Origin of the sequence: Pyxidicoccus xibeiensis (assembly GCF_024198175.1) — a bacterium.
GTDB lineage: Bacteria > Myxococcota > Myxococcia > Myxococcales > Myxococcaceae > Myxococcus > Myxococcus xibeiensis.
Genome location: NZ_JAJVKV010000002.1, coordinates 91,358 through 105,199, shown reverse-complemented (window position 1 = coordinate 105,199; position 13,842 = coordinate 91,358). Strand labels below are relative to the sequence as shown.

Below are 13,842 nucleotides of genomic sequence, written 5' to 3'. Positions count from 1 at the left end.
GAGCGGTCGCATTTGCAAGGGACTAACGACTACCGGCGGTGCTCGTGCTCGGTGATGCAGGGCTCGGTCCGCTCGGGGACGACCATGAACGGCTGCGCGCGCTTCAGGCTGGCGGAGGCGCCCAGGAAGGGGTCGCCGATGCTGCCCGCGCCGTCATAGACGAGGGCCAGCCAGTCGTTCTGCGACGCGCTGATGAGGTCCACCGTGTCGCCGTCGTTGTTGAGGTCCTGGGCGAAGGGGCTGGCCTGGATGACGTTGTTGCCGTTGAAGTCGAGGTTGGCATGCGCGGCGCCGATGCGCAGGGCGGTGCCGATGCGCACGCCGTAGCGCGACAGGTCCGCCTCCGTCGTCGTCCCGGCGGGGGCGAAGGCGGAGATCTCACTGACGGACAGCTCGCTCGCCGAGGCGACGCGCACGCGCGAGTAGTCGAGCACCCCGTCCACCTCGTCCACGCGCAGGCCGCGCAGCTGGTACGAGTAGGACATGAGGCTCAGGTAGTTGGCCTTGTAGTTCATGCCCTCGTTGCCGCCGTGCTGCAGGCCGATGTTGTGCCCCAGCTCGTGCATGAGGGTGCCGGCCTGCTGCTGCTCGGTGCCACCCGGGGTGCCCCAGGTGCCCAGCGTCACCATGAAGTCATGGCCGGGGACGCCGCGCGACAGGCCGCTGGAGCCGTTGCTGTCGTACTGGTTGGCGAACAGGGCGTAGTGGAAGAACGGCGCGCGGCGCGAGGCGAAGTACTTGGCCTTGATGACGTCGAAGTCCGTCCAGGCCGGGCTCAGGTTCATGTCGGCGTCGGCGGTGGCGATCTGCTGGTCCAGCACCAGGTGCAGCGCGATGCCCGTGGAGCCGTCCGGGTTGCCCACCGGCGCCGCGGCGAAGGCCGCCGTGACGCGGTCCAGCGCGGCCTGGATGGGCTTGAGGTTCGGGTAGTAGTCGAGCTCGACGAAGACGTCCTTCTTCTTCGGGTTGGCGCCGAAGTAGCGCAGGTCGACGCCGCCATAGCCATACAGCTCGGCGAAGTCGCTGAGGTTGTCGCCGTCCGTGTCGCTGTTCGTGGGGCTGGTGCCGTAGCGGCTCTCCGCGGCGTCACAGATGCCGTCCGCGTCGGAGTCGACGGCGGTCAGCGCGCACAGGTAGACCGCCTGCACGCCCGAGATGAGGTAGTTCTTCCCGTCCTGGGTGACCTCCTCGTACTTCGGCTTGTGGTAGACGTTGACGGAGCGGTACCCCGAGCGGGTGTAGAGCAGCCGCATCGCCTCCTGGCCGGATGCGGGCGTGATGATCTGCACCTGGTCCTCGCCGTGGCGGTCGCCGTAGGCGTCGAAGACGAACAGACCGGCCGAGTCGCTCTTCTGGATGATGGGCGTGGCGCAGCCGCTGCCCGAGCAGGAGCCGGAGGCGACGGTGACCGTCACGTCCTGGATGGCGCTGCCCGTCGAGGCGTCGTTCACGTAGCCGTAGACACAACCATTCAATCCGACGACGGCCACCGAGGCCGCGACGGTCTTTCGAAACGCTGACATGTATCCCCCTCTAGGGACTGGGTGTTGGGGCAGTGCGCGCACGTGCCGACCCATGAACGGGGGGGATTGGATTTCTTCCTGAGGAATCCGCCGAATTCCTGGCGTGCCTCGGGAGACGCCTGGCCTCGTTGCACCTGCAACACGAGTGATGGAAACTGGGAGATGGCGCGCGAGCGGCGCGCCGGATGGCCCCTACAGGAGGAACGATGATGAGAAGTCTCTCGTTTCGTACGACGTCCCTCGCCGCGCTCTGCGCGACGCTGCTGCTCGCCGGCTGCGGCGGTGCGCCCGAGGACATGGGCGCACAGGAGACGGTGACCACGTCACCCCAGGTCGACACCGTCACCGCGCAGCAGTACCCCGACTGCGACCCCACCTACTACTGCCGCGTCTGGTCGATGTACGTGCCCTGCAGTGACGGCATCATCATGTTCGCGTTCTCGACGCCCGACGGCGGCTACTGCATCGAGCGCAACGTCTGTGCCGGCCACGGCAGTCCCACCATCTGTCCCTACGACTGAGCATTGCCCTGGGCCCGGGGCGGCACGGCTGCCCCGGGCTCCATCTGTCGGTCATGGCTCGGTCATGACGCAGGACTGGCCACCTCCCCCAGGCGGTGAGGCATGATGGCCTCATGCGACCGCTGAGCTACCTGATGGCCGGACTCCTGCTGTGCGCCTGCGGGGAGGACACGGATGAGCCCGAGGACGTGGACTCCCCGGAGTGTCCCGTCTCCAGGCAGCTCGTGCTCGAGGGCCAGCCCATCAACGTCAAGGCCTCTCCCTACTGCGGGGGCGCCGCGCGCTCGGGCGAGCTGCGCGGGTGCTTCTTCGACGACTTCTGACGCATGCCCATGTCGACGCCCATCCCCTCCGTCGCCTACCTCACCGACGTGGAGGGCATCTGGCAGAAGCTGACCGGCTTCTGTGAGGACAACCCGCTCGTGTCGCTGGAGGACGGGGAGCGCCTGGTGGTCCGGCCCGGCGCGACCTTCGTCTACGGGGGCGACGCCATCGACCGGGGGCCCGACGGGCGGCGCGTGGTGCGCACGCTCCTGGAGGCCCGGCGCCGGCAGCCCTCGCAGGTGGTGCTGCTCGCGGGCAACCGCGACATCAACAAGCTGCGGCTGGTGCGCGAGCTGCGCGGCCACCCGCTGGCCCGCACGCCCCCGGAGGTGCGCAGCGCCCCCCGGCCCGTGCTGCTCCGGTGGATTTTCGAGAACTCCATGGGCGCACGCGGCGCCTTCGACTTCCGCAAGGCGGAGCTGGCCCGCTCGGGCGACGCCGTGAGCGACGAGGACGTGGTGGACAGCTACCTCGCGGACCTCGGTCCCGGCGGCGAGCTGCGCGACTACCTCTCCGCGTGCCAGCTGACCCACCGCATCGGCAACACGCTCTTCCTCCACGGCGGGCTGCACGAGGACAGCCTGGGAGCGGTGCCGTCCCGGGAGCGCGTGGAGGGCGTGGACGCCTGGAGCGAGACCCTCAACGGGTGGTATCGCGAGCAACTCACGGCCTTCGCCGAGGAGCGCTACGACGCGGACGGCCGCCCGGCCTGGGAGCCCGTCATCGCCTATCAGGCGCCCACCCCGGGCAAGCGCATCAACACCGCCAGCGTCGTGTACGGACGCATGGCCAACGAGCGCAACCACCCCACCCTGCCGTCGCCAGGCCTCATCGAAACGCTCGCGCGCTCGGGCATCCACCGCGTCGTCGTGGGGCACACCCCCAGTGGGGACTGTCCCTCGCTGCTGGTCGACGGGGCCTTCGAGCTGCTCCTCGCGGACAACTCCTATGGCCGGGTGGAGGGCGCGTCGCGCGTCTTCCTCGATGACGACCGCGTCCAGGTGGAAGGAGAGGTGAGGCTGGACGACGGGCGGCTGGAGCGACTCCACCTCGAGCACCTGCTCGGCGACACCTCGGGGCCGCTGGGCCGCCAGCTATTGGATACCGGACAGCTGGTGAAGGGTCCGCTGCGCAGCGGGGAGTGGCTGCTGTTCCGCGCGCTGCCGGACTTCCAGGTCGAGCAGCGTGCGGTGGACCCGGGCTCGCTCGCGGGGCGTCCGCTGGGCCCGTCGCGCGCCATCTCTTGAGCGAGCAGCGCAGGAGCGCAACCCTGCCTGGCCGACGCAGCGTCCGGCCGCAGGAGGTCTTCCAGGCCAGCCTGGGCTCGTCCAAGCGGGTCGGTCTCCCCGCGCTTCCGCCGGAGCCATTGACTGTTCATGACTTAAGGCCCAGGGTCATTGATCTACGAAGCACTGACGAAGCCTCGCCAACGGCCCAGGGTACGCGTTCGCGGAAGGGCCTTTGGGAATGGGAGCGTCAGTGAAAAAGCAGACGAGCAGGCGCCGCCCCGACAGGCTGCGGCGCTCCGCCGCTGCCTCCCGGGCGGCGCCCAAGCGGCCCCCGGCCCGCCCCCCCAGGCGAACTCCCGGCACGTCCTTCCCGGTGGTGGGAATCGGGGCGTCAGCGGGTGGACTCGAGGCATTCACCCAGTTGCTTGAGCAACTCCCGCCCGATACGGGGATGGCCTTCGTCCTCATCCAGCACCTGTCCGCCACACACACCAGCTTCCTGAGCGAGGCGCTGGGCCGGGCGACGCCGATGCCGGTCACCCAGGCCGGGGACGGGATGCGCCTGAAGCCCGACCACGTCTACGTCATCCCGCCCGGTGAGGACATGGAGGTCTCGGGCGACGTGCTCACCCTGCGCACGCGCGTGGACGAGCCTCGCAAGGCGCACCTGCCGGTCGACATCTTCCTGCGCTCGCTCGCCGCCACGCGCGGCAGCCGCGCCATCGGCGTCATCCTCTCGGGGACCGCCTCGGATGGTACCGAAGGGCTCAGGGCCATCCGAGAGCAGAGCGGCATCACGCTCGCGCAGTCCCCCCGCTCGGCGAAGTTCGGGGAGATGCCCCAGAGCGCCGTCCAGGCCGGCGTCGTGGACCGCTGCCTGGAGCTGCCGCAGCTCGCCCAGGAGCTCGTGCGACTGAGCCAGCATGGCTATGTCACCACGGCCGGGAAGACGCCTCCCCGCCTCCCAGAGGATGACGACGCGCTGCGCGCGCGACTGTTCGCCCTGGTGCGGAGCGCCGTCGGGGTCGACTTCAGCGAATACAAGCCGGCCACCGTGCAGCGGCGGCTGGCCCGCCGGATGGCGCTCCACCGCGTGGAGGGGCTGCGGGACTACGTGAAGCTCCTCGAGCAGAGCCCCGACGAGGCCCGGGCGCTCTATGAGGACGTCCTCATCCACGTCACGTCCTTCTTCCGGGACCCCGAGGCCTTCGAGGCGCTGAAGCGGCAGGTCTTTCCCGTGCTGCTCGAGCACAAGCCGGACGGGGCGCCCCTGCGGCTGTGGTCCGCGGGGTGCTCCACCGGGGAAGAGGTGTACTCGCTCGCCATCTCCCTCCTGGAGTTCCTGGGTGAGGCCCGGCGCGCGCATCCGGTGCAGATCTTCGCGTCGGACATCAGCGCGCAGGCCATCGAGAAGGCCCGCGCCGGGCTGTACCCGGAGAGCGCGCTGGGAGACCTGAGCCCGGAGCGGAGGGTGCGCTTCTTCACGAAGGTCGACGGGGGCTACCGCATCTCCAAGGCGGTGCGCGAGCTGTGTGTCTTCGTCCGGCACGACCTCGCCCGGGACCCGCCCTTCTCCAAGCTGGACCTGGTGACGTGCCGCAACGTCTTCATCTACTTCGCCCCCGAGCTGCAGAAGCGGGTGCTGGCCACCTTCCACTACTGCCTGAACACCCCGGGCTTCCTCCTGCTCGGGCGCACGGAGAACATCTCCGGGTTCAGCCAGCTCTTCACGCCGGCGAGCAAGGCCCAGAAGCTGCTCGCGCGGGTGGAGGGCCCCAGCAGGCTCCGGTTCACCCGGGGCTCCACGTTTCCGTCGGCCGAGAAGCCGGTGGGCGGGCGTGTCTCCGTCGAGCCCCCCCGGACGGCGCCCGATGCGGCGAGGCGGGTCGACCGCTTGCTGCTGAGCCGGTATGCGCCGCCGGGAGTCGTCGTCAACGACAAGCTGGAGGTCGTCCAGTTCCGTGGCCACACCGGCCCCTACCTCGAGTCCGCGCCGGGAGAGCCCCAGCTCAACCTCCTCAAGATGGTGCGTGAGGGGCTGCTCTCCCCGCTGCGCGTGGCGCTCTCCCAGGCCCGGAAGAAGAACGCCCCCTCCCGGATGCAGGGGGCGCAGGTGGACCCCAATGGCGTCACGCGCGTCTGTGACATCGTCGTGGTCCCCATCTCGGGGTTGCTCGAGGAGAACGAGCCCCTCTTCCTGGTGACGTTCGAAGAGGTGCCCCTGCCCGTGAAGCGGGGGAAGAAGCCCGTGGCGAAGCCGTCATCCCCCAAGGCGAAGGGCCAGGAGTCCCACCGCGTCCCCGCGCTGAAGCTCGAGCTGGACGCCATGAAGGACTACCTCCATTCCGTGCTCGAGGAGCATGGCCGCACCAACGACGAGCTCGCGTTCGCCAATGGCGAGCTGGTGTCGAGCAATGAAGAGCTCCAGAGCCTCAACGAGGAGCTCGAGACGGCGAAGGAGGAGCTCCAGTCCACCAACGAGGAGCTGACCACCGTCAACGACGAGCTCCACAGCCGCAACCAAGAGATGAGCCAGGTCAACGGGGACCTGCTCAACCTGCTCAACACCGTCGACATCCCGGTCGTCATCCTGGACCTCGAGCGGCGCATCCGGCGCTTCACGCCGAAGGCGCGCAGCATCATGAACGTCCTGCCCTCCGACGTCGGGCGGCCGCTCGAGGACATCACGCTGAACATCAACGTGGCGGACCTGGGCCCGCGGGTCGCCGAGGTGATGGAGTCGGCCCTGGCGCGGGAGCTCGAGGTGCAGGACCGGTCCGGCCGCTGGTACCGGATGCACCTGCGGCCCTACCAGACGACGGACCACCGCATCGACGGCGCCATCCTGTCGCTCGTCGACATCGACGCGCTCAAGCACCACGTCAGCCAGGTGGAGTGGGCGCGGGACTACGCCTCGGGCATCGTGGAGGCCGTGCAGGTGCCGCTCATGGTGCTCGACGCGGACATGCGCGTCCTGTCGGCGAACCACGCCTTCTTCCAGGCCTACGGTGGCTCGCCGGCGGAGACGGTGGCGAAGCCCGTCTTCGAGCTGAGCGGAGGCGCCTGGGACGTGCCGGAGCTGCGGGCCTCGCTGGGGCAGATGCTCGCCAGGAACACGTCCCTGCAGGGGCTGGAGCTCGAGCACGTCTTCCCCCGGCTGGGGCGAAGGAGGATGTCGCTCTCGGCGCGCTCCGTCCACTCCCGCACGGGCGTGCCCATGCTGCTGCTCGCCATCGAGGACATCACCGAGCGCCAGCAGCGGGAGCAGGAGCGCGCCGAGCTGCTCACCCGGGCCCAGCAGGCGAAGGAGGAGGCGGAGCGGGCCAACCGCGCGAAGGACCAGTTCCTGGCCACCCTGTCCCACGAGCTGCGGACCCCGCTCTCCACCATGCTGATGCAGGCGCAGCTGCTGCGCCGCGGCCCCATGGACGAGGCCCGGCTCAAGCGCGCGGGCGAGGCCATCGAGCGGGGCACGAAGCTGCAGGTGCAGCTCATCGACGACCTGCTCGACGTGTCGCGCATCGTCACCGGCAAGATGCGGATGCAGCTGCAGACCGTCCACCTTCCGTCGGTGGTCCAGGCCGCGCTGGAGAGCGTGAGCGCCCAGGCCGACAAGAAGGCCGTCTCCTTCGAGGTCTTCCTGGATTCATCGCTCGGGCCGGTCTCCGGAGACCCGACCCGGCTGCAGCAGATCTTCTGGAACCTGCTCAGCAACGCCATCAAGTTCTCCCCCGACGGGCAGCAGGTGAGCGTGAAGCTGGAGCGGCGGGGCGGCTACGCGCGGCTCCAGGTGAGCGACAAGGGGGCCGGCATCGAGCCCGAGGCACTGCCGCGCATCTTCGACCGGTTCATGCAGGAGGACAGCTCCAACACCCGCGTGTTCGGTGGGCTCGGCCTGGGGCTGGCCATCGTCCGCCACCTGGTGGAGCTCCACGAGGGGAGCGTGCAGGCGGAGAGCCCGGGCAGGAACCAGGGGGCGACGTTCACGGTGCAGTTGCCCCTGCTGTCCGGCCCCGCTGCCACGGCCGGCGACGGGAGCCCCTCCACCGAGGAGCAGGTCCGGGGCCGCGTCCCCTCCCGGAGCAGGGAGGCCGCCTCGCGGCTGGCGGGCCTGCGGGTCCTCGTCGTGGATGACGACCCGGGAACCCGCGAGGCCGCGGCCGAGGTGCTGAGGCTGGCGGGCGCGGAGGCCCGGACGGCGGAGTCCGCGGAGGAGGCCCTGGCGCTCGTGGAGGACCTCAGGCCCGATGTCCTCCTGAGCGACATCGCGATGCCCGGAGAGGACGGCTATACGCTCATCCGCAAGGTGCGGGCGCTGGGCCCGCTGCGCGGGGGGGACGTCCCGGCCATCGCCTTCACGGCGCTCGTCGGAGGCTCGGCCCGGACCGCGGCGCTCGGCGCCGGCTTCCAACGACACCTCGCCAAGCCCCTGGACATCGACCGGCTCGTCGAGGCGGTGGAGCAGTGCCGTGCTGGCGCGGCGCCCGCGAAGCCGGGGCCCGCGAACACGGTGGACGAAGGACGGTCGTTCCCGGGCCTGTAGCCCGCGTGTGGAGCGAGTGTCCGGGGCATCGCTCCTCCGACACCCGTGCGCGCCTCGCGGCACCCCGCTGGCGCCATCCCCATCATCCCAGGAGGGGAAGGAGCCGGCACATGCGAATCACGGAGCGCGTCCACGCGGGCCGCACGGTCGTCGCCGCGGGCGGCCAGGAGCTCGGCACCGTGGAGGCCCTGTCCATCGACAGCGAGACCTGGAAGGTCGAGGCGCTGCAGGTGAAGCTGCACTCGGAGACCGCCGACCAGATTGGCGCATTCTGGAATTTCTTCCACGCGGGCCGCATCGAGCTGCCGACGCGCATCGTCCAGTCGGTGAGTGACACGGTGCTGCTCTCGGTCTCCGTCGACGAGCTGCGCCAGGTGCTGCCCTCGGAGTCCGCTGCTCCCCCGGCGCACTGAGCACCGGGGCACGCCGCCGGTGACGGGGTTGCCTCCCCTCCAGGCGTGCAGGCGGCCGTGCCGGGGTGGTAGAGCAGTCCTCCCCCCGCATCATCCGGGCCGCTCCGGCATCTGAGCTCACATGCTTTCGTTCCACTCGCGCTTCGTCGAATCCCTCCCCGGAGACCCGCTCAGCGACCGCCGCCCGCGCCAGGTGCAGGGTGCGCTCTGGTCCAGGGTCCAGCCGACGCCCGTGGCCGCGCCGCGCATGATTGCCTGGTCTCCCGAGGTGGCCCGGCTGCTCGGGCTGGACGCGGCCACGCTCCAGGCTGCCGAGGCCGTGCAGGTGCTGGCCGGCAACGCCCTGTGGCCGGGCATGGTGCCGTATGCCGCCAACTATGGGGGCCACCAGTTCGGCAACTGGGCCGGGCAGCTCGGGGACGGGCGCGCCATCGTCCTGGGCGAGCTGCTGACACCGGACGGCACGCGCCAGGAGCTCCAGCTCAAGGGCGCGGGGCCCACGCCCTACTCCCGCCGCGCGGATGGACGCGCGGTGCTCCGCTCGTCGATTCGCGAGTTCCTGTGCAGCGAGGCGATGCACCACCTGGGCGTGCCCACCACCCGGGCGCTGTCGCTGGTGGCGACGGGCGACGCGGTCATCCGCGACATGTTCTACGACGGCCACCCCGAGGCCGAGCCCGGCGCCATCGTCTGCCGTGTCGCGCCGTCCTTCCTGCGCTTCGGCAACTTCGAGCTGTGCGCCAGCCGCGGTGACGTGGCGCTGCTGAAGCAGCTGGCGGACTACACCGTGCAGCACTTCTTCGCGGAGCTCGGCGTGCCGTCGAAGGAGACCTACGCGGCCTTCTACCGCGAGGTGGCGCGGCGCACCGCGAAGCTCATCGCGCACTGGCAGGCCGTCGGCTTCGTGCACGGCGTGATGAACACCGACAACATGTCCATCCTGGGGCTCACCATCGACTACGGCCCCTATGGCTGGGTGGATGACTTCAATCCCGGCTGGACGCCCAACACCACCGACGCGGAGCAGCGGCGCTACCGGTTCGGCAACCAGCCCGCCATCGGCCTGTGGAACATCGAGCGGCTGGGCGTCGCGCTGATGCCGCTGTTCGACGACGACGAGTCCCTGCTCGAGGCGGGCCTGCTGGAATACCAGCGCACCTTCGGGGAAGAGGCAGGCAGGCGCTTCGCGGCGAAGCTCGGGCTGTCGTCGCTCCAGGACGAGGCGGACGTGGCGCTGACGAATGGCTGCTTCGCCTGGCTCGCGGAGGAGGAGACGGACATGACCCGCTTCTTCCGCGGCCTCTCCCAGGTGGTGACGATGGCCTCGGCGCCCACGTCGCTGCCGCCGGTGGTGCGCGAGACGTTCTACGGCGAGGTCCCCGAGGCGCACGTCGCGAAGGGCGTCGAGTGGCTGGCTGCCTGGTGGCAGCGCACCCGCCGCGAGGACGTGGCCCCGGCGGAGCTGGCCCGGCGGATGGACGCGGTGAATCCGAAGTACGTCCTGCGCAACTGGCTCGCCCAGGAGGCCATCGACGCGGCGCACGCGGGGGATGACTCCAAGGTGCACACGCTGCTCGACGTGATGCGCAGGCCCTTCGACGACCAGCCCGGGCGCGAGGAGTACGCGGCGAAGCGGCCGGACTGGGCGCGCTCCAAGCCAGGGTGCTCGGCGCTCTCCTGCAGCTCGTAGTCGGCGGTTCCCGCCGGCAGCCGCGGGGAGTGGGGCCCTGCTCCACCGGATGCGCATGGAGCAGGCGGTCACCAACCTGCTGCAGAACGCGGCGCGCTACGCTCCCGGCATGCCGGTGACGGTCCGGGTCCAGAGCGAGGGCCCCTGGGCCCGCCTCGTCGTGCGCGACAGCGGTCCGGGCATCCACGAGAAGGACCACGCGCGAATCTTCGAGCGCTTCGCCCAGGCGGACAGCGAGCAGTTCGCCGGGGGGTTCGGGCTGGGCCTGTGGATCGTGAAGCAGGTGGTCGAGGCCCACAGTGGCACCGTGGCGCTGACCAGCCGTCCCGGCGCGGGCTCGGCCTTCACGCTGATGCTGCCGTGTGACTGACAGGCCTCCGGGCTGCTTCGGCGGCCCGGCAGGAGGGCAGGCAGGAGGCTTCCCGCCGGACTCGTCCCCGGACTGGGAGGAACCGGACAGGGGCGTCCCGCACTGGCAGGTTGTCGGGGTGCGCTCCGGAACAGGAGGACGATCCTCCTTGACCCGGAGGCCCAACGTCCTTGAGTAGAGCTTCCCTTCAGCCTTCAGAGAGGTTCATGGCCGGGCACGTGCTGTATTCGAGCGACAACCTCGACATCCACCATGAGCAGTCAGAAGGCTGGCTGTATGCGAACTGGAAGGGCTACCAGTCCGTCGACATGGTGAAGGCCGGCTGCGAGGAGATGCTGCGGCTGCTGGCCGCGCTGCGCCTGTCGAAGGTGTTGAACGACAACACGCTGGTGACGGGCATCTGGGTGGGCGCCGCGGCCTGGGTCGCGGGCAACTGGTTCCCCCGGATGCAGCAGGCGGGACTGCGCCACTTCGCCTGGGTCCAGTCCCCGGCCCGCCTCAGCTTCGTCTCCGCGACGACGACGCTGCAGCAGGCACTGCCTGGCACGGCCGTGCTGTTCGACAACCTCGAGACCGCCACGACCTGGCTGCGCGCCCAGCCGTAGCCGGCCGTGACGGCCCGCTCGGGCAGGGGTGACCGGGCCACCGGTTCCTGGCATAAGAGGCGCGGTCCCCTGCCTGCCGGAGTCGTGTCCGTGAAGCTCTCGTCACTCCTCACGAAAGATGGTCTCCAGCGACTGCCCGCCCGCGTGCGGCGGCGGCTCGCGCTGGAGGCCCGGCGGCTGGTCATCAAGGGTGTCACCCACGTCCCGCCGCTGCGCAGCGGCCTGGAGCTCTTGAGCTTCGAGCTGTCCCTGCTGCTGGCACGAGGGGGCGAGGACATGTACGGGGCCAGCTACTACGGCGCCGGGCGCAACCCGTTGGACCGCGAGGGCAACAGCGGCTACGAGCACTACCGCCGCAGCTCCAGCCACGCCAACAAGGCCGCGTACCTGCTGTGGAAGCACTTCGAGGTGAAGGACGCGCTGGACGTGGGCTGCGCGCTGGGCTTCACGGTGCAGGCGCTGCGCGAGCTGGGCTGGGACGCCAAGGGCACCGACTTCAGCGACTTCGCCATCCACCACGCGCCGTGGGACGTCAAGCCGCACCTGTTCCTCGGAGACCTGTCCCAGCGCCTGCCCTTCGAGGACCGGCAGTTCGAGCTGGTGTCCGCCTTCGAGACGCTGGAGCACCTGCCGCCGGCCCTGGTGCCGCACGCGATTTCGGAGCTGTTCCGCGTGACGCAGGGCTTCCTGGTGGTGACGGCGCCGTCCTTCGGCCCGTGCGACACGGGCCCGGATGGCTGGTTCGACGGGAAGGTGCGGCCGGAGCGGCTGGAGCACTACCGGGCGCAGGGGCCGGAGTATCCCGGCCCGGTGCCGGAGGAGGACCTGGCGCGTGACGAGTGGGGCCGGCCCCTGGAGGGGCACCTGACGATTGCGTCCTTCGCGTGGTGGCGGCGCCAGTTCGAGGCGGCGGGCTTCGTGCACGCCCCGCGGCTGGAGCGGCGGATGAACGAGGACATCCACCGGCTGGGCCTGCAGGGCCTCTGGAACCTGTACGTCCTGCAGCGACCCGGCGTGGCGCTGCCTCCCACGGACCTGCGCACGCCGGACGCGCTGGTGCAGCTCGCCCGGCGCTGGGACGTGCCCCTGGGCCCGGGCCCGAAGGACGCCTGAAGCCGCGGCCCCTGCGCTGCTGCCGCTAGCAGCGGAGCGCGAGGGGCGGCGGCGCGTGAAGCTGGAGGCGCTCGCCCGAGCGGGGATGCAGGAGGGCGAGCGACTCGGCGTGCAGCAGGTAGCCGCCGTCGCCGGGCAGGCCGGGGTTGTCGGCCAGCGGCACGCCGCCCGCGGCGAAGAGCGGGTCTCCCACGAGGGGGTGGCCGATGAAGGCCAGGTGGATGCGAATCTGCTCGGGACGCCCCGTGTGGATGTCCACCTGGAAGAGCGTGTCCCCGGTGCGGCGCTCGAGGACTTGCGCCGTGCTGTGCGAAGGCTTTCCGCGCGCGTTCGCGCCGTGCACCTCGCCCAGCAGCGGGTGGGGGACGAGCCCGATGGGGGCGCGGATGTCGTAGTGCTCGCTGGCGGCGAGCCCGCTGGAGAGCGCGCGGTAGCGCTTGTGCACCCGGCCCTCGCGCCAGCTGCTCGCCACCTTGGAGGCCGCGTCGTGCGTGCGGGTGAAGAGCACCAGGCCGGACGTCGCCCGCCCCAGGCGGTGCATGGGGACGGCTTCGGGCCAGCGGGCCTGCACGAAGGACAGCAGCGTGTTCTTCAGGTAGCCCCCCGAGGGAAGCGTCGGCAGGCCCCCCGGCTTCACCACGACGACGAGCTCCGCGTCTTCATGCACGAGCTCGAAGCCCTGGGGGGTGTCGTGCTCCTCCCAGGGTGGGCGGTGCCAGCACAGCCACTGCCCTGCTCGCAGCGCCTCCGAGCCGTCCGCGACGACACCGTCCAACTGCACCTCGCCGCGCACGAAGCGGGCCTGCCACTCGGCTTCAGTGGAGTGACGGTACCGGTCCGTCAGGTGGGCGAGCGCGCTGCTGCCCGGTCGGTTCCCGAGCTTCTCGCGGTACACATAGCCGTCGTTGAGCAGCACCAGGGCACCCTACACGTCCCGAGGCCCTGAGGGGGCCCCTGCGATACGTCCAGCAGACCGCACGGCTGCTGGCCTCAGGCGGGGCTCCTACTGCCCAGGCGCCGCGAGGAAGCGCTGCATCGCGTCCGGCATCCACCGGAACACCGACTTGTCCCGCGCCTGGGCTCCCAGCCGCTCGTAGAACGCGCGCGCGGAGGCATTCTGCGGCCGCATCTCCCAGCGCATGGGTATCCCCTCCGCCATGGCCACCTCCGCCAGGTGCCGCATCAGCGCCACGCCCTGCCCCCGGCCCCGCGCCCTGCCGTGCACGTACAGGTCGTCCAGGCGCAGGACGCGCGAGTCCGCCCACACCATGAAGTCCACTGTGTACGTGGCGAACCCCACCGCGCCCTCGGGCCCCTCCACCAGCGCGGCCCGGAGCAGCCGCGTCTCGAGCGCCTCTCGCAGCCGGGGCTCGGTGGCCAGCATGAACTGCGCGCTCTCCTCTTCCTCCGCGAACTGGCGCAGCAGCGCCAGCAGCACCGGCGCGTCCGCCCCTGTCGCGACCCTCACCCGGAAGGCCGGAACCTGCGTCTTCGTCTCTGGTGACATTGTC

12 protein-coding genes are annotated in these 13,842 nt (G+C 70.7%); 9 read left to right on the top strand and 3 right to left on the bottom strand.

The annotated features are described in order from the left end of the window. Positions 1–29: 29 nt before the first annotated feature. Positions 30–1,523 (bottom strand): zinc metalloprotease, encoded by a 1,494-nt coding sequence (locus LXT23_RS08590; RefSeq protein WP_253979624.1) that lies wholly within the window; start codon positions 1,521–1,523, stop codon positions 30–32. Positions 1,524–1,729: 206 nt separating this feature from the next. On the opposite strand from LXT23_RS08590, the gene LXT23_RS08585 reads away from it, so the two are divergent. The 9 genes from LXT23_RS08585 (at position 1,730) to LXT23_RS08545 (ending at position 12,331) form a co-directional block, all read left to right on the top strand. Continuing rightward, a complete protein-coding gene (locus tag LXT23_RS08585; protein WP_253979623.1) occupies positions 1,730–2,044 on the top strand; it encodes a hypothetical protein in 315 nt (104 codons plus the stop codon). A 113-nt stretch (positions 2,045–2,157) separates the two neighbouring features. Next, positions 2,158–2,367, top strand: a complete 210-nt coding sequence (locus LXT23_RS08580; RefSeq protein ID WP_253979622.1) for a hypothetical protein — start codon at positions 2,158–2,160, stop codon at positions 2,365–2,367. 9 nt (positions 2,368–2,376) lie between these two features. Further along, positions 2,377–3,615: a metallophosphoesterase family protein gene (locus tag LXT23_RS08575; RefSeq protein ID WP_253979621.1), complete on the top strand. Its 1,239-nt coding sequence runs from the start codon at positions 2,377–2,379 to the stop codon at positions 3,613–3,615. Between the two features lie 403 nt (positions 3,616–4,018). Beyond that, the gene (locus LXT23_RS08570; protein ID WP_253979620.1) at positions 4,019–8,140 is read left to right on the top strand and encodes a CheR family methyltransferase; all 4,122 of its coding nucleotides are present in this window, start codon (positions 4,019–4,021) and stop codon (positions 8,138–8,140) included. A gap of 110 nt (positions 8,141–8,250) precedes the next feature. Further along, positions 8,251–8,553, top strand: coding sequence for a PRC-barrel domain-containing protein (locus LXT23_RS08565; RefSeq protein ID WP_253979619.1), 303 nt, complete (start codon positions 8,251–8,253; stop codon positions 8,551–8,553). A gap of 121 nt (positions 8,554–8,674) precedes the next feature. Then, on the top strand, positions 8,675–10,243 hold the full coding sequence (locus LXT23_RS08560; protein ID WP_253979618.1) for a protein adenylyltransferase SelO: 1,569 nt from the start codon (positions 8,675–8,677) through the stop codon (positions 10,241–10,243). Between the two features lie 55 nt (positions 10,244–10,298). Continuing rightward, the gene (locus LXT23_RS08555; RefSeq protein WP_253979617.1) at positions 10,299–10,613 is read left to right on the top strand and encodes a sensor histidine kinase; all 315 of its coding nucleotides are present in this window, start codon (positions 10,299–10,301) and stop codon (positions 10,611–10,613) included. 206 nt (positions 10,614–10,819) lie between these two features. Continuing rightward, entirely contained in the window at positions 10,820–11,218 is a 399-nt protein-coding gene (locus LXT23_RS08550) for a hypothetical protein (protein ID WP_253979616.1), read from the top strand. A 90-nt stretch (positions 11,219–11,308) separates the two neighbouring features. After that, positions 11,309–12,331 carry a class I SAM-dependent methyltransferase gene (locus tag LXT23_RS08545; RefSeq protein ID WP_253979615.1) on the top strand — a complete coding sequence of 341 codons (1,023 nt, stop codon included), beginning with the start codon at positions 11,309–11,311 and terminating at the stop codon, positions 12,329–12,331. A 25-nt stretch (positions 12,332–12,356) separates the two neighbouring features. Here the strand turns inward: LXT23_RS08545 and LXT23_RS08540 are convergent, their stop codons facing one another. Continuing rightward, a complete protein-coding gene (locus tag LXT23_RS08540; RefSeq protein WP_253979614.1) occupies positions 12,357–13,247 on the bottom strand; it encodes an RluA family pseudouridine synthase in 891 nt (296 codons plus the stop codon). Between the two features lie 87 nt (positions 13,248–13,334). After that, a complete protein-coding gene (locus LXT23_RS08535; protein WP_253979613.1) occupies positions 13,335–13,838 on the bottom strand; it encodes a GNAT family N-acetyltransferase in 504 nt (167 codons plus the stop codon). Between the last annotated feature and the right edge of the window lie 4 nt (positions 13,839–13,842).